19 protein-coding genes and 1 other annotated feature are annotated in these 21207 nt (G+C 52.0%); of the genes, 7 read left to right on the top strand and 12 right to left on the bottom strand.

Features of this window, described 5'->3' with window-relative positions; all coding sequences use genetic code 11:
- Positions 1-23: 23 nt before the first annotated feature.
- Positions 24-1466, bottom strand: a complete 1443-nt coding sequence (proS, locus tag INF30_RS10815) for a proline--tRNA ligase (protein ID WP_076780186.1) — start codon at positions 1464-1466, stop codon at positions 24-26.
- A gap of 167 nt (positions 1467-1633) precedes the next feature.
- Positions 1634-1847: a binding site (T-box leader), on the bottom strand.
- Between the two features lie 222 nt (positions 1848-2069).
- Between proS and INF30_RS10810 the strand changes: the two genes are divergently transcribed.
- Entirely contained in the window at positions 2070-2747 is a 678-nt protein-coding gene (locus INF30_RS10810) for an RluA family pseudouridine synthase (RefSeq protein WP_226395189.1), read from the top strand.
- Here the strand turns inward: INF30_RS10810 and INF30_RS10805 are convergent.
- From INF30_RS10805 to INF30_RS10790, 4 genes are all read right to left on the bottom strand, one after another.
- Positions 2744-3046: a hypothetical protein gene (locus INF30_RS10805; RefSeq protein WP_076780182.1), complete on the bottom strand. Its 303-nt coding sequence runs from the start codon at positions 3044-3046 to the stop codon at positions 2744-2746. The two genes, INF30_RS10810 and INF30_RS10805, sit on opposite strands and share 4 nt — an antisense overlap.
- Before the next feature lie 139 nt (positions 3047-3185).
- On the bottom strand, positions 3186-3473 hold the full coding sequence (gene spoVG / locus INF30_RS10800) for a septation regulator SpoVG (protein ID WP_033125804.1): 288 nt from the start codon (positions 3471-3473) through the stop codon (positions 3186-3188).
- A gap of 48 nt (positions 3474-3521) precedes the next feature.
- Complete coding sequence (gene glgD / locus INF30_RS10795; RefSeq protein ID WP_076780180.1) at positions 3522-4640, bottom strand: glucose-1-phosphate adenylyltransferase subunit GlgD; 1119 nt, start codon at positions 4638-4640, stop codon at positions 3522-3524.
- Positions 4637-5911, bottom strand: coding sequence for a glucose-1-phosphate adenylyltransferase (locus INF30_RS10790; protein WP_076780178.1), 1275 nt, complete (start codon positions 5909-5911; stop codon positions 4637-4639). Before INF30_RS10790 ends, glgD begins: the two co-directional genes overlap by 4 nt.
- Before the next feature lie 282 nt (positions 5912-6193).
- On the opposite strand from INF30_RS10790, the gene murC reads away from it, so the two are divergent.
- The 4 genes from murC (at position 6194) to INF30_RS10770 (ending at position 10994) form a co-directional block, all read left to right on the top strand.
- Complete coding sequence (gene murC / locus INF30_RS10785) at positions 6194-7573, top strand: UDP-N-acetylmuramate--L-alanine ligase (protein ID WP_226395188.1); 1380 nt, start codon at positions 6194-6196, stop codon at positions 7571-7573.
- A 145-nt stretch (positions 7574-7718) separates the two neighbouring features.
- The gene (locus INF30_RS10780) at positions 7719-8744 is read left to right on the top strand and encodes a DnaD domain protein (protein WP_226395187.1); all 1026 of its coding nucleotides are present in this window, start codon (positions 7719-7721) and stop codon (positions 8742-8744) included.
- A gap of 41 nt (positions 8745-8785) precedes the next feature.
- Positions 8786-9775, top strand: a complete 990-nt coding sequence (locus INF30_RS10775) for an ATP-binding protein (RefSeq protein WP_226395186.1) — start codon at positions 8786-8788, stop codon at positions 9773-9775.
- A 34-nt stretch (positions 9776-9809) separates the two neighbouring features.
- Positions 9810-10994 (top strand): ribose-phosphate pyrophosphokinase, encoded by a 1185-nt coding sequence (locus INF30_RS10770; RefSeq protein ID WP_076780171.1) that lies wholly within the window; start codon positions 9810-9812, stop codon positions 10992-10994.
- 119 nt (positions 10995-11113) lie between these two features.
- On the opposite strand, the gene INF30_RS10765 is transcribed toward INF30_RS10770, so the two are convergent.
- From INF30_RS10765 to asnS, 5 genes are all read right to left on the bottom strand, one after another.
- On the bottom strand, positions 11114-12673 hold the full coding sequence (locus INF30_RS10765; protein WP_226395185.1) for an ATP-binding protein: 1560 nt from the start codon (positions 12671-12673) through the stop codon (positions 11114-11116).
- Positions 12670-13722, bottom strand: coding sequence for a metallophosphoesterase family protein (locus INF30_RS10760; RefSeq protein ID WP_226395210.1), 1053 nt, complete (start codon positions 13720-13722; stop codon positions 12670-12672). Before INF30_RS10760 ends, INF30_RS10765 begins: the two co-directional genes overlap by 4 nt.
- Positions 13604-14875 carry a sensor histidine kinase gene (locus INF30_RS10755; protein WP_226395184.1) on the bottom strand — a complete coding sequence of 424 codons (1272 nt, stop codon included), beginning with the start codon at positions 14873-14875 and terminating at the stop codon, positions 13604-13606. The genes INF30_RS10760 and INF30_RS10755 overlap by 119 nt, the downstream gene beginning before the upstream one ends.
- Positions 14865-15554, bottom strand: a complete 690-nt coding sequence (gene vanR, locus INF30_RS10750) for a VanR-ABDEGLN family response regulator transcription factor (RefSeq protein WP_191384579.1) — start codon at positions 15552-15554, stop codon at positions 14865-14867. The genes INF30_RS10755 and vanR overlap by 11 nt, the downstream gene beginning before the upstream one ends.
- A 118-nt stretch (positions 15555-15672) precedes the next feature.
- Positions 15673-17064: an asparagine--tRNA ligase gene (asnS, locus tag INF30_RS10745; protein WP_226395183.1), complete on the bottom strand. Its 1392-nt coding sequence runs from the start codon at positions 17062-17064 to the stop codon at positions 15673-15675.
- Between the two features lie 467 nt (positions 17065-17531).
- Here asnS and INF30_RS10740 point away from each other — a divergent pair, with 467 nt between their 5' ends.
- Entirely contained in the window at positions 17532-18419 is an 888-nt protein-coding gene (locus INF30_RS10740; RefSeq protein ID WP_226395182.1) for an acyltransferase domain-containing protein, read from the top strand.
- A 177-nt stretch (positions 18420-18596) separates the two neighbouring features.
- Here the strand turns inward: INF30_RS10740 and INF30_RS10735 are convergent, their stop codons facing one another.
- The gene (locus tag INF30_RS10735) at positions 18597-19490 is read right to left on the bottom strand and encodes an IS3 family transposase (RefSeq protein ID WP_226395209.1); all 894 of its coding nucleotides are present in this window, start codon (positions 19488-19490) and stop codon (positions 18597-18599) included.
- Positions 19490-20176, bottom strand: coding sequence for a helix-turn-helix domain-containing protein (locus INF30_RS10730; protein ID WP_226395181.1), 687 nt, complete (start codon positions 20174-20176; stop codon positions 19490-19492). Before INF30_RS10730 ends, INF30_RS10735 begins: the two co-directional genes overlap by 1 nt.
- Before the next feature lie 452 nt (positions 20177-20628).
- Here INF30_RS10730 and INF30_RS10725 point away from each other — a divergent pair, with 452 nt between their 5' ends.
- Positions 20629-21126, top strand: a complete 498-nt coding sequence (locus tag INF30_RS10725; protein ID WP_226395180.1) for a QueT transporter family protein — start codon at positions 20629-20631, stop codon at positions 21124-21126.
- Positions 21127-21207: the final 81 nt, after the last annotated feature.

Raw genomic sequence — 21207 nt, 5'->3', positions numbered from 1 at the left:
CAGCCTCCAGAAACCGGCAGGGATTAGTAAGATTTGCCCCAGTATGCCATGTGCTTCGCAGGCTTTCCGCACCAGATACACTTGTCGGAGACGAACTCCTCATCCTCGATCAGACATCTTGTGGCAGCTCCGCCTGTAGCGTATTTCACTTCGCCCTCGCACTCCGGATCTCCGCACCAGCATGCTTTTACAAAGCCTCTGTTGGCCTTGAATTTCTCCACCATCTCATCCATGTTTGTGGCTGTGTCGATGTGGTCATTCAGGAACTTCTCAGCTCTGTTGTACATATCCTGCTGGATCGTCTCAAGGATCTCACGCAGCTTTACTGCGATCTCATCCATGGAAACAATGATCTTCTCACGGTTATCACGACGCACAACAACTACCTGGTTCTTCTCGATATCCTTCGGTCCGATCTCGATACGTGTAGGAATACCAAGCATCTCCTGCTCGGAGAACTTCCATCCTGTGCTCTTGTCGGAGTCGTCGATCTTCACTCTGTATCCGGCTTTCTTCAGCTCATCCAGCAGCGCATCTGCCCGATCCAGCACGCCCTCTTTGTGCTGTGCGATAGGAATGATGCGGCACTCTACAGGTGCTACGTGAGGCGGCAGCACAAGTCCGCTGTCATCACCGTGAACCATGATCAGGGCGCCGATACTTCTTGTGGACCATCCCCAGGATGTCTCGTACACGCTCTGGAGCTGGTTGTTCTTATCCAGATACTTGATGCCGAAAGCATCCGGGAAACCGCTTCCGAAGAAGTGGCTGGTAGCTGACTGGAGTGCCTTTCCGTCGTGCATCAGAGCCTCGATGGTGTAGGTATCCTGTGCTCCGGCGAATTTCTCATGCTCAGCCTTTCTTCCGGACACGAAAGGAATAGCCATTGTCTCTCTGTAGCAGTCCTCATATACGTGGAACATCTGGATGGTACGTGCTTCTGCTTCCTCGTATGTGGCGTGGATGGTGTGTCCCTCCTGCCACAGGAACTCTCTGGAGCGAAGGAACGGCCTTGTGGTCTTCTCCCAGCGAAGAACGGAATTCCACTGGTTCCATACCTTCGGAAGGTCTCTGTAGGACTTGACTGTCTTAGACCAGAGGTCGCAGAACAGCGTCTCAGATGTAGGACGGATGCAGAGACGCTCCTGGAGTCTCTCCATACCTCCGTGTGTTACCCAGGCAACCTCAGGTGCAAATCCTTCAATATGCTCTGCCTCTTTCTCAAGAAGACTTTCCGGGATCAGCATAGGCAGACATACATTCTCTACGCCTGTCTCTTTAAAACGTCTGTCCAGATCTGCCTGGATCAGCTCCCAGATAGCATATCCGTTGGGAAGGTAGTTCAGACATCCCTTTACGCTGGAGTAGTCGCAGAGTTCAGCCTCGCGTACTACGTCTGTATACCACTGTGCGAAGTTTTCATCGCGGGAAGTGATATTTTTTACTAATTTCTTTTCATTAGCCATGACTTTTTTCTCCTTTTTTCTTGATTTTTCTCCGGAGCCCCCTGCCCCGTGTGTCTGATTTTGGGAAATGATATGCCCGCCGATCTTTTCTCTCCACAGGCGCCTCCTGCCAGAGGGCTTTTAAGCCCGCAGAAATAAAAAAATCGCCGGACCTCTCGTCTCCCCGAAAAAGGGACCGAAAAGTTCGGCGGTACCACCCTAATTAACTGCAGTCCTCCTGCAGTTCTCTCTGTCTGCCATTAACGCTGACAAAACGCTGCATTTTCACACAGAGGCTCCAAGGTGGGTTCGTGATACCCGGATGCAGGGAACTTTCAGCCACAGGATCCCTTCTCTGCGCGCATCGGCCTTATCATTACTATTCCTCTTCACTGCCAGTCCTGCCTTCTGCAGCCATCACTGCCAGCAGGTATGCTTTTGTCTGAATATAATATATCAGTTAACCGTAATTTTAGCGAATACCCATTTATTTGTCAAGGGGGCAATTTCTATCAGCAGTATTCTTTGAAGAATTTTTCATAAACAAAAAACTGACACGGATACCGGGAAATGCTATAATGCTTACCAGACAATAAATTCAGTAGAATCAGGAGCAGACTACCTATGCAGAAAAATTCGTTTAACATCCTGTATGAAGACAGGGAGATCCTCGTCTGCAGCAAGCCTCACGGCATCCCCGTGCAGAGCCGCCGCATCGGCACGCCGGACATGGAGAGCATGCTGAAAAACCATCTGGCCCGCCAGGGACAGGAACCTTATCTGGCGGTTATCCACCGCCTGGACCAGCCGGTGTCCGGCCTTCTCGTTTTTGCAAAAACAAAAAAAAGCGCTGCCTCTCTGAACGCGCAGCTCACAGGCAGCTCCTTCGGAAAATACTACCGGGCCCTGACAGAAGAAATTCCTTCTGCCCCCTCCGGCACACTCCGGGACTATATCGTCCGGGACGGGCGTACCAACACCTCCCGCATCTGCTCCCCGGATACGCCTGGGGCCAAAAAAGCGGAGCTTACATACCGCACCATCACGGAAGAAGCGCCATTTTTCTCGGACAGGTCTGACAGCCAGGCGGAGCTGGAAATCCACCTTCTTACGGGCCGTCACCACCAGATCCGGGTGCAGATGGCACACATGGGATGCCCCCTCTTGGGAGACACAAAGTATAATCCTGCCGCCCGGGAAGCAGGCACATGGCAGGTACTGAAGCTGTGCGCTTACTGTCTGGAGTTCCTTCACCCCTCCACCGGAAAGCGGATGCAGTTCTGTCTGGAACAAGATGTCTAGTCCCCAGCGGGCCCCTGTTCCAGCGCCGCAAAGAAGAGCTCGTAGGCGTCATCCTGTCCGTCCAGAAGGGGAGAATTTTCTCCTCCGCCGTTGGTGCTCCGCTTGATCTTGGCATAAAATTCTTCTCCCGCGCTCACCAGTTCCATCTCATAGATCTCATACCCCAGCTCCCTGCACTTCCGGCAGAAGGCCCCCAGCGGGTCCTCTTCTTTTCTTGTAGCCAGCAGCTCCTCCCTGAGCTCCGGGTCCTGGTGGGCCCTGTGCTGCAATTTCTCCAACATTTCCATAGTCGATGCCATACTGATCTCTCCTTTTCTCCTCCGCAAAAATCTACAGAAAAAAGGCGCCGCAAGATCCCCCAAAAAAGGGGGTTCCACAGCGCCTTTGCTGTTCAATGGTCATTTATGCCAATGCATTTCTTTACTGCCAATCTATCGATCAGGCCATCTCAGGCTCAGCTTCCGCTTCCTGGCTCAGCGCCTCCTCGTACTTCTCCAGGATAATGCTCTGAATCCTCTCTCTTGTAGCGGAGTTGATGGGATGGGCGATATCTCTGTACTCTCCATCCAGCGCTTTCTTGCTCGGCATTGCGATGAAAAGTCCTTTCTCTCCTTCAATGACCTTAATGTCATGCACAACAAACTCCTCGTCCATTGTGATGGACACTACTGCCTTTAATTTCCCTTCTTTCGCAACTTTCCGCACGCGTACATCTGTGATCTGCATGTCTTCTAGCCCCTTTCTTGTCAGTCACTGCATCTTTCCTTTTTTCTCTTACAGTGCATATCTCTCATTTTTTTCGACTACTATCTTTACGCCGTTCTCGCCTACATGGCGCGTATTTGCCCGGATCGTGTCCCGGCTCTCCACGATGCAGTTCTCAATGTAAGTGTTGTCGCCCAGATACACATCATTGAGAATGATCGAGTTCTTGATCACGCAGTTATTCCCCACAAAGGTCTTCTTGAACAGCACAGAGTTCTCCACCGTGCCGTTGATAATGGACCCGCTGGCCACAAGGCTGTTCTTCACCACAGCCCCCGGATTGTATTTTGCCGGCGGCAGGTCGCTGACCTTGGAATAAATGCCCGGATATTCCTTGAAGAAGTAATTTCTCACTTCCGGCTTCAGGAAATCCATGTTGGTCTTATAATACGCGTCAACTGTAGCAATATTGCTCCAGTAGTCTTTGATCTTATAGCCGTATATCTTCTTCAGATTCTTGTATCTGATGAGGATATCCGTGACAAAGTCATGCCTTTCCTCCTCCGCGCAGTGCTCAATCAGGTCGATGAGCTGGCGTCTCCTTATGATGTAAATGCCTGTGGAGATGGTGTTGTAGGCCGCCATCATAGGCTTCTCCTCAAACTCCTCCACCCGCATAGTCTCGTCCATCTTCAGTGTACCGAACCGGGTCGCATCCTCGCCGGGCTGCAGATCCCTGCACACGATGGTGATATCTGCCTTCTTCGCGATATGATATTCCAGGACTTTATTGTAGTCCATCTTGTACACCGCGTCGCCGGAGGTGATGATCACGTAGGGTTCATGGCACTTTTTCAGGAAGTCCAGGTTCTGGTAGATGGCGTCCGCCGTCCCCCTGTACCAGTAGCCGTTGTCCGCCGTGATGGTGGGAGTGAATACGTAAAGTCCTCCCTGTTTTCTTCCAAAATCCCACCATTTGGAGGAGTTCAGATGTTCGTTTAACGAGCGGGCATTGTACTGTGTCAGCACAGCCACCTTCTGGATATGAGAGTTGGTCATATTGCTCAGGGCAAAGTCGATCGCCCGGTAGCTTCCCGCGATGGGCATGGCCGCCACTGCCCTCTTCTGGGTCAGTTCCCGCATCTTGTTGCTGTTTCCGCCTGCTAAGATAATTCCTACTGCTCTCATAATCTCTCACCCGCCTTTATCAATGTCTCTCCGCTTTCAAGCACGCCTCCCGGGTAGTCCTCCCTGACGGTGACACCGCTGATGGCGGTATTCTTTCCGATCTGTACGCCTTCCGGTATGACAGAATTCTCTCCAATGGTCACAAGACCGAAAGAATAAATATTCGGTTTTAACTTGTTCGGCACATCAGCGCCTGTGCCAAGCGTAGCGTTGTCACTGATGTGTACGCTTTCCGCTATGATGGCCTTGTCTATGATGCAGCCCGCACCGATCTGCACGTCCTTCATAATGATGGAGTCGCGCACCACGCTGCCTGCCCCGATGGTCACGCCGGATCCGATGACGCAGTTGTGTACCTCGCCGTATATCTCGGCCCCGTCTCCGATAATGCTCCTGTCGATAATGGCTGTATCGGCAATGTACTGGGGCGGGATGATGTCGCTGTTGGTGTAGATCTTCCAGAACTCCTCATACAGGTTGAATTCCGGGATGATATCAATGAGCTCCATATTGGCCTCCCAGTAGGAACCGAGGGTTCCCACATCCTTCCAGTAGCCATTGTACTCATATGCAAACAGTCTCTTTCCATTCTCGTGGCAGTAAGGGATGATATGCTTTCCAAAATCACAGCCCGGCACGTCCTTCAGATCCATCAGCGCCTTTTTCAGCACCGGCCAGCTGAATATGTAGATGCCCATGGATGCCAGATTGCTCTTGGGCTCCGGCGGCTTCTCCTGAAATTCCGTGATGCGTCCGTCCGAGTCGGCCACCACGATACCGAAGCGGCTGGCCTCCTCCATAGGCACAGGCATGGCGGCGATGGTCACATCCGCGTCATGCTCCTTATGGTAGTCCAGCATAACCTCATAATCCATCTTGTAAATGTGGTCCCCCGACAGGATCAGCACGTAATCCGGATTAAAGGTGCTCATATAATCCAGGTTCTGATAGATCGCGTTGGCTGTACCTGTGTACCACTCACTGTTTGAACTTTTTTCATATGGCGGAAGGATCGATACACCTCCGATGTTGCGGTCCAGATCCCACGGGATCCCGATCCCGATATGTGTGTTAAGCCGCAGCGGCTGGTACTGAGTCAGAACGCCCACAGTGTCGATCCCCGAGTTGATACAGTTACTGAGCGGAAAATCTATAATTCTGTATTTCCCCCCAAAAGCAACGGCCGGCTTGGCAACTTTTGCCGTGAGGACTCCAAGTCTGCTGCCCTGTCCTCCTGCCAGCAGCATTGCTATCATTTCTTTTTTAATCATGCCATCACCCCTTCTCAGCAATTTTAATGACTTTTATTATACCATACTTCCGTATTTAAGTGAACATATTTTACAAAAAAAGTGATTTTTCTACCTTTTTTTTATCGATATATCACAAAAAAAGTTTCTTGGCTTTTCTATTATATATGTTTATAATAATATAAATGATGCCAAAACCCAAAAGTCCGGGCCGCATGAGTCTGCTCACAGACAGCACCAGGCCTTGGGAAGCATTGTATCGTCAATCACGGACAGCATTTTTTATAGAAAGGTATGTTGATCATGTATAAAATTAATTTTCACGAACCTGTGCATGTGCACTTTATCGGCATCGGCGGTATCAGCATGAGCGGTCTGGCTGAGATCCTCCTGAAAGAGGGCTTCACCATCTCCGGCTCCGATGCCAAAGAGTCCGCCCTGACAGACCACCTCTCCTCCCTGGGAGCTGAGATCTTCTACGGGCAGAAGGCCTCCAACATCATCCCCGGGATCGATGTCGTGGTCTACACAGCCGCCATCCACGAAGACAACGAGGAGTACGCCGAGGCAGTCCGGCAGGAGCTTCCCATGCTCAGCCGGGCGGAGCTCTTAGGCCAGCTCATGCGCAACTATAAAGTGCCGGTGGCCATCTCCGGCACCCACGGCAAGACGACCACCACCTCCATGCTCTCCCATATCCTCCTTGCGGGGGAGAAAGATCCCACCATCTCCGTGGGCGGGATCCTGAAAGCCATCGGCGGGAACATCCGGGTGGGAGACTCCGACATCTTTGTGACGGAAGCCTGCGAGTACACCAACAGCTTCCTCCATTTCTTCCCGAAGATCTCCGTGATCCTCAACATCGACGCGGACCATCTGGACTTCTTCAAGGATCTGGAGGACATCCGCCGCTCTTTCCGCAAATTCGCCCAACTCCTGCCAGAGGACGGCGTTCTCATCATCAACAAGAGCATCGAGCGGCTGGAGGAGATCACAGAGGGACTGACATGCAGGGTCATCACCTTCGGCCTGGAGCCGGATGCCGACTACTCTGCCGCTTCCATCTCCCACGATGCCTTCGGCGACGCCTCCTTTGACCTCATCAGGCAGGGCCAGAATGCAGGGCGGATCCGCCTGTCCGTGACAGGGGATCACAATATCTGCAATGCCCTCTCTGTGATCGCGGCCGCCGACCTTCTGGGCGTGTCCCTGGAGGACGCGCAGAAGGGGCTCTCTTCCTTTAAGGGGACAAACCGGCGCTTTGAGCACAAGGGAGACTGGAACGGAGTCACTGTCATCGACGACTACGCCCACCACCCCACGGAGATCCGGGCCACGCTAAAGGCGGCTGCGTCCTACCCCCACCGGGAGGTCTGGTGCGTGTTCCAGCCCCACACCTACACCCGCACAAAAGCTCTGTTTGACGATTTCGCCGACGCCCTCACCCTGGCGGATCACATTGTGCTGGCAGATATTTACGCCGCCCGGGAGACGGACACCCTGGGTGTGTCCTCAGAGCTGCTGGCAAATGCCCTGAAAGAAAAAGGGTGCGACGCCTACTATCTCCCCTCTTTCCAGGCCATCGAGGAGTTTCTCGCCGGCCGCTGCCAGAAGGGGGACATGTTGATAACTATGGGGGCCGGAAATGTTGTAAATATTGGAGAGGATCTGCTGAAAGACTAGTTATCCACATTTTCCACAGGATTTTATCCACAAAAAAGATGGATTTTGACTCAAAAAGTTCTTTTTGCCCCTCCCTCTCCGGTGCTATAATAGGTCTGCAATCAAACATATACGACAGATTACGACGAACGAGGATGGGAAAAGCATGAAGAAACTGACACTGAAAAACTGCCGGCAGGAGAATGCCCTTCTGCTGGATTACGAGTTCATTGACCACTATATGCCGGAGGCAAATGGAGAGTACGTGAAGGTATATCTCCTGCTGCTCCGCTGCCAGTCCAGCCCGGACAGGGAGCTGACCATCTCCGGCATTGCGGATATCCTGGACGATACGGAGAAAGATGTGATCCGCGCCCTGAAATACTGGAAGAAGCAGGGTCTTCTGGACTACGAGATCACGGAGGAGGCCGCCTCTTCCGCCCCCCGGGCAGACACCCAGGCGCCGGAGGCAGCAAATGTTCAGGAACAGGCAGCTCCATCCCCGGAAAATGTCACCCGCTTCCGCAACCGCAAGGAACTCAAGGAGCTTCTCTTTGTGGCAGAACAGTATCTGGGGAAAACTCTGTCCACCACAGACATGAAGACCATCACTTATTTCTACGATGAGCTGGGCATGTCCACCGATCTCATAGAATACCTGATCGAGTACTGTGTGGAAAACGGGCACAAGAGCATGCATTACATACAGAAAGTGGCCCTCTCCTGGGCAGACCGGAAGATCCAGACACCGGAGGAGGCCAAGCAGAGCGCAGCCTTCTACAGCAAAAGCTGCTACGGTGTGCTGAAGGCCTTCGGCATCACCGGCCGCTCCCCCGCCGCCTCCGAGCTGGCTTACATCCAGCGGTGGAGCGGGGAATACGGCTTTTCAGACGAGCTGATCTTAGAGGCCTGCAACCGGACCATGAACAGCATCCACCAGCCCAGCTTCGACTATGCAGAATCCATCCTGAAGAGCTGGCTCGAGGGAGGCGCAAAGAACAGGAAAGATGTGGAGGCTCTGGATCTGGCTTACCAGAAAGAGAAGCTGGAGCGCAAGGAGAAGCGCCAGGGGCGTTCCGCCTCCTCTTCCGCCGAGACACCAAAACCTGCACGGAATCGGTTTAACAACTTCGAGGGCAGGACTTACGAAGACATGGAAGATCTGACCCGCAGGCTCATACAGAACCAGTGAGGACGGACCTGTCTTCTATCATTTGAGAAGGGAGAACATTTGTGGCTCTTACAAATTCCCAATACGAACAGATCATGCGCACCTATGAACAGCACCGCCTGGACAACGAGCACAGGCGGCGCAGGCGCTATGCAGATATAGAGAAAAAGATCCCCCGGATCCGGGAGCTGGATGATGAGATTTCCAGCCTGTCCCTGCAGCAGGCCCGCCGCCTTCTGGAGGGGGACGCGTCCGCTCTGGACACCTTAAAAGAGAAAATTCATGCACTTTCCCAAAAAAAGCTTGCACTTCTGCGGGAAAACGGTTATCCTTCGGATTATCTGGATCTTCACTACACGTGTCCCGACTGTCAGGATACCGGGTATATCGGGGACAGAAAATGCCACTGCTTTAAGAAGGCTATCATCGATCTTCTCTATACCCAGTCCAACCTGCAGGAAGTGCTGGACAGGGAGAATTTCGACACATTTTCCATGGAATACTATTCCGGCAGCCATATAGACCGCCTCACCGGGCGCTCGTCCAGGGAGGCCATGGAGATCGCTCTGAAGAGCTGCCATGAATTTGTTGATACATTCGGGGAGGAATTCCACAATCTTCTCCTCTACGGCGACACAGGCGTGGGAAAGACCTTCCTCTCCCACTGTATTGCCAAGGAGCTGCTGGAGCATTCTTTCTCCGTGATCTATTTCACAGCCGCCCAGCTTTTTGACATCTTTGCAAGGAGCACATTCCGGCGGGAGGAGGAAGCAGGGGCAGACTGCGAGCACATCTACAGCTGCGATCTTCTCATCATTGATGACCTGGGAACGGAGATGAGCAACTCCTTCACCAACTCCCAGCTCTTCATCTGCCTGAATGAGCGGATCCTGCGGAAAAAGCCCACCCTGATCTCCACTAATCTCTCTCTGGAGGACTTGAAAAACATCTACTCAGAGAGGATCTTTTCCAGGATCACCAGCTCCTACACTGTGCTGCGCCTGACAGGCGATGATATCCGGATACAAAAGAAACTGATGAACAGAGTATAAAAAATATTTCAAATAACAGGAGGTACCTTATAAGATGCTGCGCCGAAATGAACGTATTTTAGACAATATTCCCGTTGGAGCCCTGGGGATCATCGCCCTGGACGGATGCCAGGAAATGGGAAACCGTGTCAACGACTATCTCGTAAAATGGAGAAAGGAAGACGGACATGTTCACAAGGACGACGTAGTGTTCAGCGGATACGAGAGAGACAATTACCTGATCGATGCGAGAGTGCCCCGATTCGGATCCGGTGAGGCAAAGGGCATCATCGGAGAGTCTGTCCGCGGGAAAGACCTGTATCTCATGGTTGACGTGTGCAATTACAGCCTGACCTACTCTCTGTCAGGCCACACAAATCACATGTCCCCTGATGACCATTTCCAGAACCTGAAACGTATCATCGCCGCGATCGGTGGAAAGGGACGACGCCTCAACGTGATCATGCCCTTCCTCTACGAGAGCCGCCAGCACAAGAGAAGCAGCCGTGAGTCTCTGGACTGCGCGCTGGCTCTGCAGGAGCTTGTGCGCCTGGGTGTGGACAACATCATCACCTTTGACGCCCATGACCCGCGAGTGCAGAACGCCATTCCGCTCAGCGGTTTTGAGACTGTGCGCCCCACCTACCAGTTTGTGAAGGGACTTCTGCGCACAGTCAAGGACCTGAAGATCGACAGCGACCACATGATGGCCATCAGCCCTGACGAGGGCGCCACCGAGCGCGCTGTCTACCTGGCCAACGTGCTGAACCTGGATATGGGCATGTTCTACAAACGCCGCGACTACACAAGGATCGTGAACGGACGCAACCCCATTGTGGCCCACGAGTTCCTGGGCTCCTCTGTGGAAGGAAAAGACGTGATCATCCTGGATGACATGATCTCCTCCGGCGACAGCATCCTTGACGTGGCCCGCCAGCTAAAGCAGAGAAAGGCAAACAGGATCTATGCCGCTGCCACCTTCGGTCTTTTCACAAACGGCATGGAAAAATTTGACAAGGCATACGAGGAGGGCATCATCAACGGCATCCTGACTACAAACCTGATCTACCAGACACCGGAGCTGCTGTCACGACCCTACTACATCAACTGCGACATGAGCAAGTACATTGCCCTTATGATCGACACCCTGAACCATGACGGTTCTATCAGCAGCATCCTGAACCCAAGCGAGAGGATCCAGCATGTAGTGGAGAAATACCGCAGAGGCGAAGAGATCTAAATCTCCTCCCTCCGCTGTGAAAAAATAAAAGAGAGAAAGCAGGGGACCCGCCTGTCCCCTGTTTTCTCTCTTTTTCTCTTTCTTATGCTCTTTTCTTATTCGCCTTTCGCAGAAACATCTCACGGAAGGGATACCAGATCAAAGGGAATAGACTCCCTGCGAAGGATCTCCTCCTCCCGCCGGTGGCAGGTAAAGAGCAGCACCTGCTCCCTGTTCCCGGCAAGCCAGGCCAGCGTGTTGGCAAGCCGTCGGTCATCGTAGCAGGCAAATGCATCGTCCAAGACCAGCGGGTACTCCTCCTCGTAGAGAAGATCTGCGGCCGCCAGCCTGAGGGCCAGGTAAGCCTGCTCCATGGTCCCCCTGCTCACCTGGGAAAGAGGGATCCTGCGGTTCTCCTGGAAGAAGACCGGCTGGGCCCCCTCCTCCACAAGCAGTCTTGTGTATTTTCCTCCGGTGATCCCCCGCATGATGTCTGAAACTGCCCCGTTCAGATCGCTCCGTACCTGGGTCTGCATATCCCGCGCCACCTGGGCGAGACGTTCCCCGGCCAGAGACAGGGCGGCCCTTCTGTTCTTCTGCTCTTTATAGATGTCATCCAGTTCTCCCAGCTCTGTCAGTTCCTCCTGCAGATTTTCGTACTGGATCTGCTTCTCTTTCTTCTCTTCCTCCAGATGCTGCTGTTCCCACCGAAGTTTCTCCGCTGAGGCCAGCTCCTCCTCCGGGGTGATCTCCTCCAGCATCAGCTCCGGCGCTGTCTTCTGCCGCTTCTTCTCCACCTTCATCCGGTTCCAGATATAGATGCCCCCCGCAAGCGCCGCCACCACAGAGGTGATATAGTTCCATGGACGTGGGATCAGCACAAAGAGGACGATCACTGCCAGGATGATCCCCAGCACCTCCAGCGGATGGATCCGCCATCCACCGGGCCTGAGTTCATCGATCATCCGCCTCTCTTTCTCCTGCTCCCTGCTCTCTCTCTCCTCTTTAATCCGCTTCAGCTCCAGGGCTTCCCTCACCCGGTCCAGCTCCTCGTCCAGGCGGTGGATATCCCGCCATACATAGGAGGCCTCCTGCTCGATCTTCTCACGGCGGCGCTGCCGCTCCTCCATGTAAACCTTGGCCTGGCGGTCCAGCTGTTTCTCCTGGCTGCGGAGCACATCCTGGGCAGCCGCCAGGTCGATCCTGGCATCCCCGGAAACGGAATAGTTTGCAGCGAAATTTTTCAGTTCACCAGCCAGCTTCTGTCCCGTCTGCGCGCCGGACTGGCGGATGTAGAGTGTATCTTCATAGCCGTCCGCCTCCAGACCCGGCAGGATCATCTCCAGATCCCCGTCTGCCAGCGACAGCTGTTCCCCGTCGTCCAGGCAGATCAGATCAGCCTTCTTCACCTGTCTGCCAAAGCTTCTCTCCAGCCGGAAGGTCTTCCCCCCGCAGGTAAACTCTATGGCTCCGCCGTAGACGCCGGACTGCTCCCAGGGCTCGTACCGGCTGAAAGTATCGTTTGCAGCCGCCCGGCCCCGCCCCCTCTCCATGCCAAAGAGCATGCTCTTTATGAAGGTGTGGATGGTCGTCTTGCCGGCCTCATTCTCCCCGTACAGGAGCTGGATCCCGTCGCCCAGCAGGATGATCCTGTCTCTGAATTTTCCAAAATGTCTCAGTTCCAGCTTCTGAATTTTCATTCTGTTCCCCTTCTTGTCTCCATCAGAGCGCTGATCCCCTCACACAGCGCCGTATACTCCACGCTGTCTTTTTCCGCGCCTGAAAAACTTTCTATGTACCTGCCGATCAGATTGTTTTTATTGTTCCGGTACAGTTTCTCCAGATCCCATGCAGGCTTTGTCTCGTCCAGGATGTCGATGATATTTCCTCTCCCGTCCAGTGCATCTAGGTCAAACAGAACATCCGGGTCATGATATCCTTTCAGAAGAAACTTATACATATTCTGTTCTCCCTTTTCCTCTATCTTCGCCTGCACCATCTCGCGCAGCCTGGCGCCCGTTGTCCGCGGGTCCACCTCCACCTGGCAGTGGATGTACTCTCTAAGGGCAAAGGGAACAAAGGAGAAGCTGCACCCCTTCTCCGTTATCTCTCCCCGGATGTAGCCGTGATGCCCGGTGTCGTTCTTGTCTGTGGGCTCCAGCGCTCCTGCATAGGCCGCAAGGCCGGGAACCACCACCTGGGGCATGTGGATGTGCCCCAGCGCCACATAGGCATAGCCAAGGCCGGACAGCTTCTCCCGGCTAATTGGAATATGGGCAGCATCCCCGCCGTGGGCCAGCAGGATCTCTGTCTTCTGCCTTCCGGCCGCCGCCGCGCTGTCGTAGAGCGGCGTGGGGATCTGCTTTTCGTGGTAGCTGCACCCGTACACTGCTGTCTCAAAAGCGGGAAACTCTACCGCCTCTATCTTCTCAGAACCCAGGAAATGTACGTTGCCGCTCCACCGGAAGGTGCGGTAATAGGACTCCCGGCGTATATGGTCATGGTTTCCGGCGATCAGGACCACCTGCGTCCTCTCCAGGGAAGCGAACAGGCTGTCCACTTCCTTCAGCTCCCGCAGAAGGGGCTGCCGGTGAAAAAGGTCCCCGGCCACCAGAAGAAGATCCGGGGCCTCACTTCTGCAGACTCTGATCAGTCTTCGGAAGCTTTCCCAGATTTCTGCGCTTCGCTCCCCGCTGTATGCCTTTCCTGCCTCGGGACGCACCCCTAAATGCACGTCCGCGATGTGTATGAACTTCATTTTCTTCTTTCTCCTCCTGCTCTTTTCCAGATGGCAGCGTCACGATAAACTGCGTCTTCTCGTCGTCGCTCCTGGCCATGATCCTGCCCCCGTGGAGCTCCACGATCTCCTTGGCTATGGCAAGCCCCAACCCGGCCCCTCCGGTCTCGCTGGATCTGGAGTCATCCAGGCGGTAAAATTTCTCAAATATAGTCTGCAGCTTTGTCCCCGGAATCTTCTTGCCCCGGTTGGAGAACGTGATCTCCACCTCTTTATTTTTCCGGCGGGCACTGATCTGTATCGTTGTGCCGGCATAGCAGTATGCCACCGCATTCCTGAGAATATTGTCAAAGACTCTGGCCAGCTTGTCCGGGTCACAGTAGACCACCAGGTCGTCCTCTGTCTCCACCTCGCAGGTGAGCTGCTTCTCCTGGAGGACGCCGTACAGCTCGTCCGCAATCTGCTCCAGCATCATGGACAGGTTCAGCTCCACCGGCTCCAGCTCGATATCCTGGAGATTGAACTTGGTGATGTCAAAGAACTCGTTGATCAGCTCGCCCAGCCTCGTAGCCTTCTCCAGGGAAATATGGATGTACTTGGCCCGCTCCTCCTCCGGCATGTCCGGGTGGGCGTCCAGCATAGCCAGGTAGGCCACCACAGAGGTGAGGGGCGTCTTCAGGTCATGGGCCAGGAAAAGCACCAGGTCGTTTTTCTTCTTCTCACTCTCTATGGCCTCCAGATCCTGCCGCTTCAGCGTGGCCTTGATCTCGTTGAGCCGGATCTCGATAGGCTTCAGCTCTGTGATCAGATGGATGGGCTCTGTGGACTCGGAGATGATGTTCTCGATGCCGTCCCCCACCTGGTCCAGATACTTGGTCATCTTGGACAGGGCCACGTAGAAAAACAGGGCAAACAGGAGCAGGAAGCCTACGATCATAAAGAACTCCTTATTGTCCCCTATAAGCTGCCAATATAAATCAATGGCGGTCTGTTCTTCCACGTGAAAGGCTGTGAGTATCTTTACAAATGTCGTCGCAAAGCTGTCATTGTATACCCCGTCAATCACATAATTCAGAAGAAAGCCGCCAACAAGTACAGTCAGTGCTGTCACCAGCACTGTCTGCAGCAGGATACTGAATTTTAATTTTCTGTAATTACTCTTCAACTTTATAACCCACTCCCCATACTGTCTTGATAAAGTCTGAAGTTCCCGTGGGTGCGCTCATTTTTTCCCGCAGATGCCGGATGTGCACCATGACCGTGTTGTTGCTGTTTTTATAGTATTTCTCGTGCCACACTTTCTCGAACAGCTCCTCGGAGCTGATGACTTTGCCCCTGTTCTCACAGAGGAGCCAGAGAATGTCAAACTCTATGGGGGTGAGTGTCAGCGGGACCTCATTGTAAATACACTCATGGGAAGTCCGGTTCAAAAGGAGGCCGCCGAAATCGATGACCTCTCCCGGCTCCTTTCCTCCGTCATTGTACTGGGTGTAGCGGCGGAGCTGGGCCTTCACCCTGGCCACCAGCTCCAGAGGATTGAAGGGCTTGGGTATGTAGTCATCTGCCCCCATGGTGAGCCCTGTGATCTTGTCCATGTACTCGGTCTTGGCTGTCAGCATGATCACGGGGAAGGTGTATTTCTCCCGGATCTTCTTCAGTATCTGGAAGCCGTCGATATCCGGCAGCATCACATCCAGGATCGCCAGGTCGATCTTCTTCTCAAAGATGCAGTCCAGAGCTTCCTGGCCGGTGTAGAATTTGTAGACCGTATACTGGTCGTTCTGCAGATACAGTTCGATGACGTCCGCGATCTCCCGCTCGTCATCCACTACTACGATATTCATACTCTCGTGAACCTCCTTATTCTGCCCCGGCGAAGAGAAGGCTTTAGCCCTCCCTCCGGCGGGGGAATCCGTGATGTCCCCTCTTCATTCCTTTTTTGCGTTCTCTTTTAACTGCCTTTTACAGCTCGCAGTTGTTCACTGTCCTTGGGAACGGGATCACGTCGCGGATGTTGCCCATTCCTGTCAGGTACATGATACATCTCTCAAATCCAAGGCCGAACCCGGAGTGGCGTGTGGAGCCGTATTTTCTCAGGTCCATGTAAAAGCCATAGTCCTCCTCCTTGAGTCCCAGCTCCTTCATGCGGGCGGACAGCTTCTCGTAGTCGTCCTCCCTCTGGCTTCCGCCGATGATCTCGCCGATGCCGGGCACAAGGCAGTCTACAGCTGCCACGGTCTTTCCATCCTCATTCAGCTTCATGTAGAAGGCCTTGATCTCCTTTGGATAGTCTGTGACAAACACAGGTCTCTTGAACACTTCCTCTGTCAGATAGCGCTCATGCTCTGTCTGCAGGTCTGTGCCCCAGGAAACTTTGTATTCAAACTTGTCGTTATTCTTCTCCAGGATCTCCACAGCCTCCGTGTAGGTCACTTTGGCAAACTCAGAGGACACAACATTGTGAAGCCTGTCCAGAAGCCCCTTGTCCACAAAGGAGTTGAAGAAATTCATCTCCTCCGGCGCGTTCTCCAGCACATAGCCTATAACATACTTCAGCATGGCCTCCGCCAGATCCATGTTGTCGTTCAGATCTGCAAATGCCATCTCCGGCTCGATCATCCAGAACTCCGCCGCGTGTCTTGTTGTGTTGGAGTTCTCTGCCCGGAAGGTAGGTCCGAATGTATAGATATTGCGGAAAGCCTGGGCAAACGTCTCGCCGTTGAGCTGTCCGCTAACTGTCAGGTTGGTCTCTTTTCCAAAGAAATCCTGGGAGTAGTCCACTGTGCCGTCTTCCTTCTTAGGCACATTATTCAGATCCAGGGTGGTCACCTGGAACATCTCCCCTGCCCCCTCACAGTCGCTTCCTGTGATCAGCGGGGTATGCACATAGACAAATCCCCTCTCCTGGAAGAATTTGTGGATGGCGTAGGCTGTAAGAGATCTTACCCGGAACACAGCCTGGAACGTGTTGGTCCTGGGACGCAGATGAGCGATGGTCCGCAGGTACTCAAAGCTGTGGCGCTTCTTCTGCAGCGGGTAGTCCGGAGCGGAAGCCCCCTCCACCTCCACGGTCTCAGCCTGGATCTCAAAAGGCTGCTTTGCCTGGGGCGTGGCCACCAGTGTTCCCTTCACGATGATGGCAGCTCCCACGTTCAGCTTGGAGATCTCTGCAAAGTTGTCCATTGTGTCATGGTACACCACCTGCAGGGTCTCAAAGAAAGAGCCGTCATTTACCACGATAAATCCGAATGTCTTGGAGTCGCGGATGCTGCGCACCCAGCCGCCCACAGTCACCTCTTTGTCCAGGTAACTTTCTGTGTTCCTATATAATTCCTTGATCGTTGTCAGTTCCATAATCATTACTCCTTCTGATACTATCTTTTTTCAGCACTTGCAAACATTATAGCATACCGGTAGCAGTTTTAAAAGGCAGAATGGGGACGTAATACTTTTCAAAAATGTTACGTCCCAAACCAATTCAACTGGTGCGTAATTGTGTCAAGCTACCCCATTGTTCACACACTATTCCCTCTCATGCCCTGATTAATCTGTCAAAAAACGAAGGGCTTCTTCCGCACAACCCAGGAGAAACCCTTACTTTTTTATGGTAGCAGCTTCAACAAGCAGAAAAGCTGCCAGATACATTTAGCACAATTATACACCAGTTAGTTCAAATCCGGACGTAACATTTTTGAAAAATATTACGTCCGGATTTAAGTATTATATCCAGCATCTGCCATACACAAACATCCTCTCTTCTTTTCTCCCTCTTTTTTCTATGTTAAAATGAAGGCAGTTTAGAAAAAGGAAGGTATCTGATCATGGGTTTTCTGACAGATTTTCAATTGGATCTACTGTGCCACGCAATCGGGCTGCCCAGGGAATGCCGCATCGAGGTCTGCCGCTTCCGGCGCTCCCCCGCATTTGACACGCTCCTCCCCAAGGCCTCCCCTCTGCTTGAAGAGCTTTTCAATCCCGCCACCTGGGACAGGGCTCTTGCGAATCTCAAGGCTCTGCTTGGCGATGACCCGCAGGGCATGAAAATTCTGACTTTGATGCTGATCTGCTGCGGGGAGACCTGGAAACTCTACGATTCTCTTGGCATCAGCAATGAGATCTATATAGCGACACTGAAATGTTTCCCCCGCTTTATAGAGGAGCACTTTGAAAGCTACGGCACTTACGGGTTTGACCGGGACTTCTGGACGATGCGGGAGATCTCCGGCCATCTCTTCCGCCTGGGCGCACTGGAGTTTGAGCTGACCGTGGAAGACGGAGCGAAGGCTGTACATATCCACATCCCCTCAGACGCGGATCTGTCCTGCCGCGCCCGCCGCAGCTCCTACACAGCGGCCCGGACATTTATCAGCCGCTTTTTCCCCGCCTACGCCGATGCCCCCTTCCTCTGTACGTCCTGGCTTCTCAGCCCTGCCCTGAAAGAGTGTCTGCCGGAGAGCTCCCGCATTCTCTCATTTCAGAGTGAATACGAGGTGACAGAGGTATTTCCGGATCACGACCAGTTCCTCACCTGGGTGTACAAGCGACCGGATATTCCCCTGGCCGACCTGCCGGAGGACACTTCCCTACAGCGAAATCTGAAGAAACATCTGCTGGCAGGCAGGAAAGTGGGCGAGGCGGCCGGGAGGCTTCTCCCCTGCGCGTTTCGTTCAGAAAGAGAGATAACCATACCTGGGAGCGGCGAAATTTAAAATTTCATTTTTGGTCAACGAGATTAAATCCGAGTAACCTTTGCACGCCCCGGCTTGGTATGCTATATTAAAGACATGAAAAGAACAACCGCCACAAGTTTGGTGTGCTACCCGTCAAGAGGACAATGAAAAATGATAAATTTTTCTCTGTCAGCCGATAACCGGCCGGCGGTATTTTTATGCTACCTGTAGTGTAAGTTCATGAAATGCCATTGGTGTCATTATATGTAATTTACGTTGCAAACATCGATTGTTATAGTATTCAATATAGTTCTGGATGCTTTGGATTAATTCTTCTCTTGATGTAAAGCATTTCCCATAATACATCTCGCGTTTTAAGATTCCCCAGAATCCTTCCATTGGACCATTGTCTATACAGTGTGCGACTCTGGACATACTTTGTTTCATATGGTGCTTCTTCAGACGAAGATAGAAAGCCTGGCTGGTATATTGGAATCCTCGGTCCGAATGAAAAAGCGGATGCGCATCTGGCTCTATCTTTACCGCCTGATCAAAGGTATCCATAACAAGTGCATTATCATTATGATTACTGATCTTATATGAAACAATCCTGCGGTCACACAAATTCAGGATCGCACTTAAATAAACTTTGTGCACTTCTATCCCCACATAATATTTGAACTCCGTTACATCTGTCAGCCATTTCTCATTAGGCTTGCCTGCGTGGAACTCCCGATGAAGTAAGTTTTTTGCAATATGGGCAGGATTCCTGTCTGCTTTTGTACAGCTTTTCGGACTCCATTTGATAGAAGATTGTACTCCGATTTTACGGCAGATTCTCAGGATTCTCTTATCATTGACAGGAATTCCATAATTTACTGCCAGTTCATCACGGATACGCCGATAGCCCATATCTGGATGCAATCGGTATATTTCCCTGATGATATCGGCAATCTGTTCATTCCTGATTTCACTATCGCTTTTTGGCTGTTTCAGCCAGCGATAATAGGATGAGCGGGTAATTCCAAGGTATCTGCACATTTGTTTGACTGGATACCCTTTTGATACGGATAGTTCCCTGATTGCCTGATATTCGCATAATTTATGTATTAAAGAAAGCGACGCCCCCTTTCCAATTCCCTTACTTTTTTTAACAGATCATTCTCCATCTGTAAATCTCTGTTTTTACGTTCCAGTTCTGCGATGCGGTCTCGTAGCTCTTCTTCTGAAATGCGGCTTGGCTGGGAGCCGATGCGCCTGCCTCTCCTGTCTTCCAAACCTGCACTTCCCATTTTTTCATACCGGTCTACCCAATTTCGAACCTGCTGATAAGAACAATGATACTTCAAGGCCATTGCTCCATAATTCCGATCATGATCAAGACAATCTTTTACAATACTGATCCGCTCCTCCAGTGTTGTTTTTCTTGCTTTCTTCATGGTGCTACCTCCGGTAAGTTCTTTTAATTCCTTACCTTCATTATACACCTTGATCCAACTTAATAGTTGAGGATGCTGTCGGATTCCGAACCTTGCACATATTTCATCTAACGATCCCTCTCCGGAAAGATAAGCATGAACTGCCTGCAATTTCAATTCTTTTGAGTATCGTTTATTTGTCTTGGGTGACAGTAAACCTTCTGGTCCTTCTGTTTTATAAATCCTAATCCAATCCTGAACACTTCGTTTATTTACACCGCATATTTTTGCAGCGCCTTTTTGACTGAGTTCTCCATTTAGATACTGTTCTACAATTTTTATCTTTTTTACTGCATCAATTTTACTTTTTCTGGACATAAAACACCCCCAAAGTAGGTTTTTATATTTTAGTGTCCTACTTGGGGGTATCATATCACCACAATGGTGGTTTTTCTATGCCTTAAAGCACTATCTGATAAACGTAAAAACGAATGTCAGCAATGCCAGAATGAACATTCCAAAAGCCATGAGATCTTTAAAGTCAAACGGTTTCTTGTCCATCAGCACCACCCCTATTCTTTGTTTCTGACTTATCGATTTTTGTATAAAATTACATAACTTAAGTCATTAAAAAACAGCCTTCACTTTCCAACATCGGACAAATCCCGGACATTCCTTGATTTTTCCATCCTGTCATGCTATACTATCCCACGTTGCAGACCCGCATAAAACCAAGGTCTTTCAAGGTCTGCCGGCGGTCACCGCCGTAAAATGTGCCGAGTGTTCGAGACCTTCCACTCGTAAAACAAAACTAAAGGAGAGAACTGAATATGAAGAACAAAAATGTAGCATTTATGACGCAGGCAGCCATGATCGCTGCCATCTACGTGGTGCTGACCTACATCTTCGCACCCATTTCCTTCGGGGAGATACAGGTGCGGATCGCCGAGGCGCTGACCATCCTTCCCCTGTTTACGCCGGCTGCCATCCCGGGACTTTTCATCGGGTGCCTGCTGGGGAATATTGTGGGTGGAGCACTCCTTCCGGACATCATCTTCGGAAGTCTTGCCACACTGATCGGGGCTGTCTTCACCTGGCTTCTGCGCAGCCGCAAGCCCATCATCGGGACACTGCCGCCGATCATCTCCAACGTAGTCATCGTGCCGCTGGTACTGCGGATCGCTTACGGTGTAAATCTGCCCATCCCGTTCCTTATGCTGACGGTGGGCATCGGAGAGGTGATCTCCTGCACCATCCTGGGGCTCATTGTCTACTATGCGCTGAACCGCTACCGGAATACGTTATTCCCAAAAGCAGCCGCCATGTAGGCCCGGCCCGGTATAAATCTACTGTTTTGCCCGGATAATAGAAAGAGGCGCAGGACGGTTCTGTGATGTGATACACACAGA

Origin of the sequence: Claveliimonas monacensis, from assembly GCF_014982975.1 — a bacterium.
GTDB lineage: Bacteria > Bacillota > Clostridia > Lachnospirales > Lachnospiraceae > Claveliimonas > Claveliimonas monacensis.
The sequence above is the reverse complement of the archived record's forward strand: the minus strand, read 5'-3'. Positions and strand labels throughout refer to the sequence as shown.

Coding starts and splice junctions, on each gene's coding strand:
- proS (WP_076780186.1), bottom strand. CDS start 1,466: ATGGCTAATGAAAAGAAATTAGTAAAAAATATCACTTCCCGCGATGAA.
- INF30_RS10810 (WP_226395189.1), top strand. CDS start 2,070: ATGCAGAAAAATTCGTTTAACATCCTGTATGAAGACAGGGAGATCCTC.
- INF30_RS10805 (WP_076780182.1), bottom strand. CDS start 3,046: ATGGCATCGACTATGGAAATGTTGGAGAAATTGCAGCACAGGGCCCAC.
- spoVG (WP_033125804.1), bottom strand. CDS start 3,473: ATGCAGATCACAGATGTACGCGTGCGGAAAGTTGCGAAAGAAGGGAAA.
- glgD (WP_076780180.1), bottom strand. CDS start 4,640: ATGAGAGCAGTAGGAATTATCTTAGCAGGCGGAAACAGCAACAAGATG.
- INF30_RS10790 (WP_076780178.1), bottom strand. CDS start 5,911: ATGATTAAAAAAGAAATGATAGCAATGCTGCTGGCAGGAGGACAGGGC.
- murC (WP_226395188.1), top strand. CDS start 6,194: ATGTATAAAATTAATTTTCACGAACCTGTGCATGTGCACTTTATCGGC.
- INF30_RS10780 (WP_226395187.1), top strand. CDS start 7,719: ATGAAGAAACTGACACTGAAAAACTGCCGGCAGGAGAATGCCCTTCTG.
- INF30_RS10770 (WP_076780171.1), top strand. CDS start 9,810: ATGCTGCGCCGAAATGAACGTATTTTAGACAATATTCCCGTTGGAGCC.
- INF30_RS10765 (WP_226395185.1), bottom strand. CDS start 12,673: ATGAAAATTCAGAAGCTGGAACTGAGACATTTTGGAAAATTCAGAGAC.
- vanR (WP_191384579.1), bottom strand. CDS start 15,554: ATGAATATCGTAGTAGTGGATGACGAGCGGGAGATCGCGGACGTCATC.
- asnS (WP_226395183.1), bottom strand. CDS start 17,064: ATGGAACTGACAACGATCAAGGAATTATATAGGAACACAGAAAGTTAC.
- INF30_RS10740 (WP_226395182.1), top strand. CDS start 17,532: ATGGGTTTTCTGACAGATTTTCAATTGGATCTACTGTGCCACGCAATC.
- INF30_RS10730 (WP_226395181.1), bottom strand. CDS start 20,176: ATGTCCAGAAAAAGTAAAATTGATGCAGTAAAAAAGATAAAAATTGTA.
- INF30_RS10725 (WP_226395180.1), top strand. CDS start 20,629: ATGAAGAACAAAAATGTAGCATTTATGACGCAGGCAGCCATGATCGCT.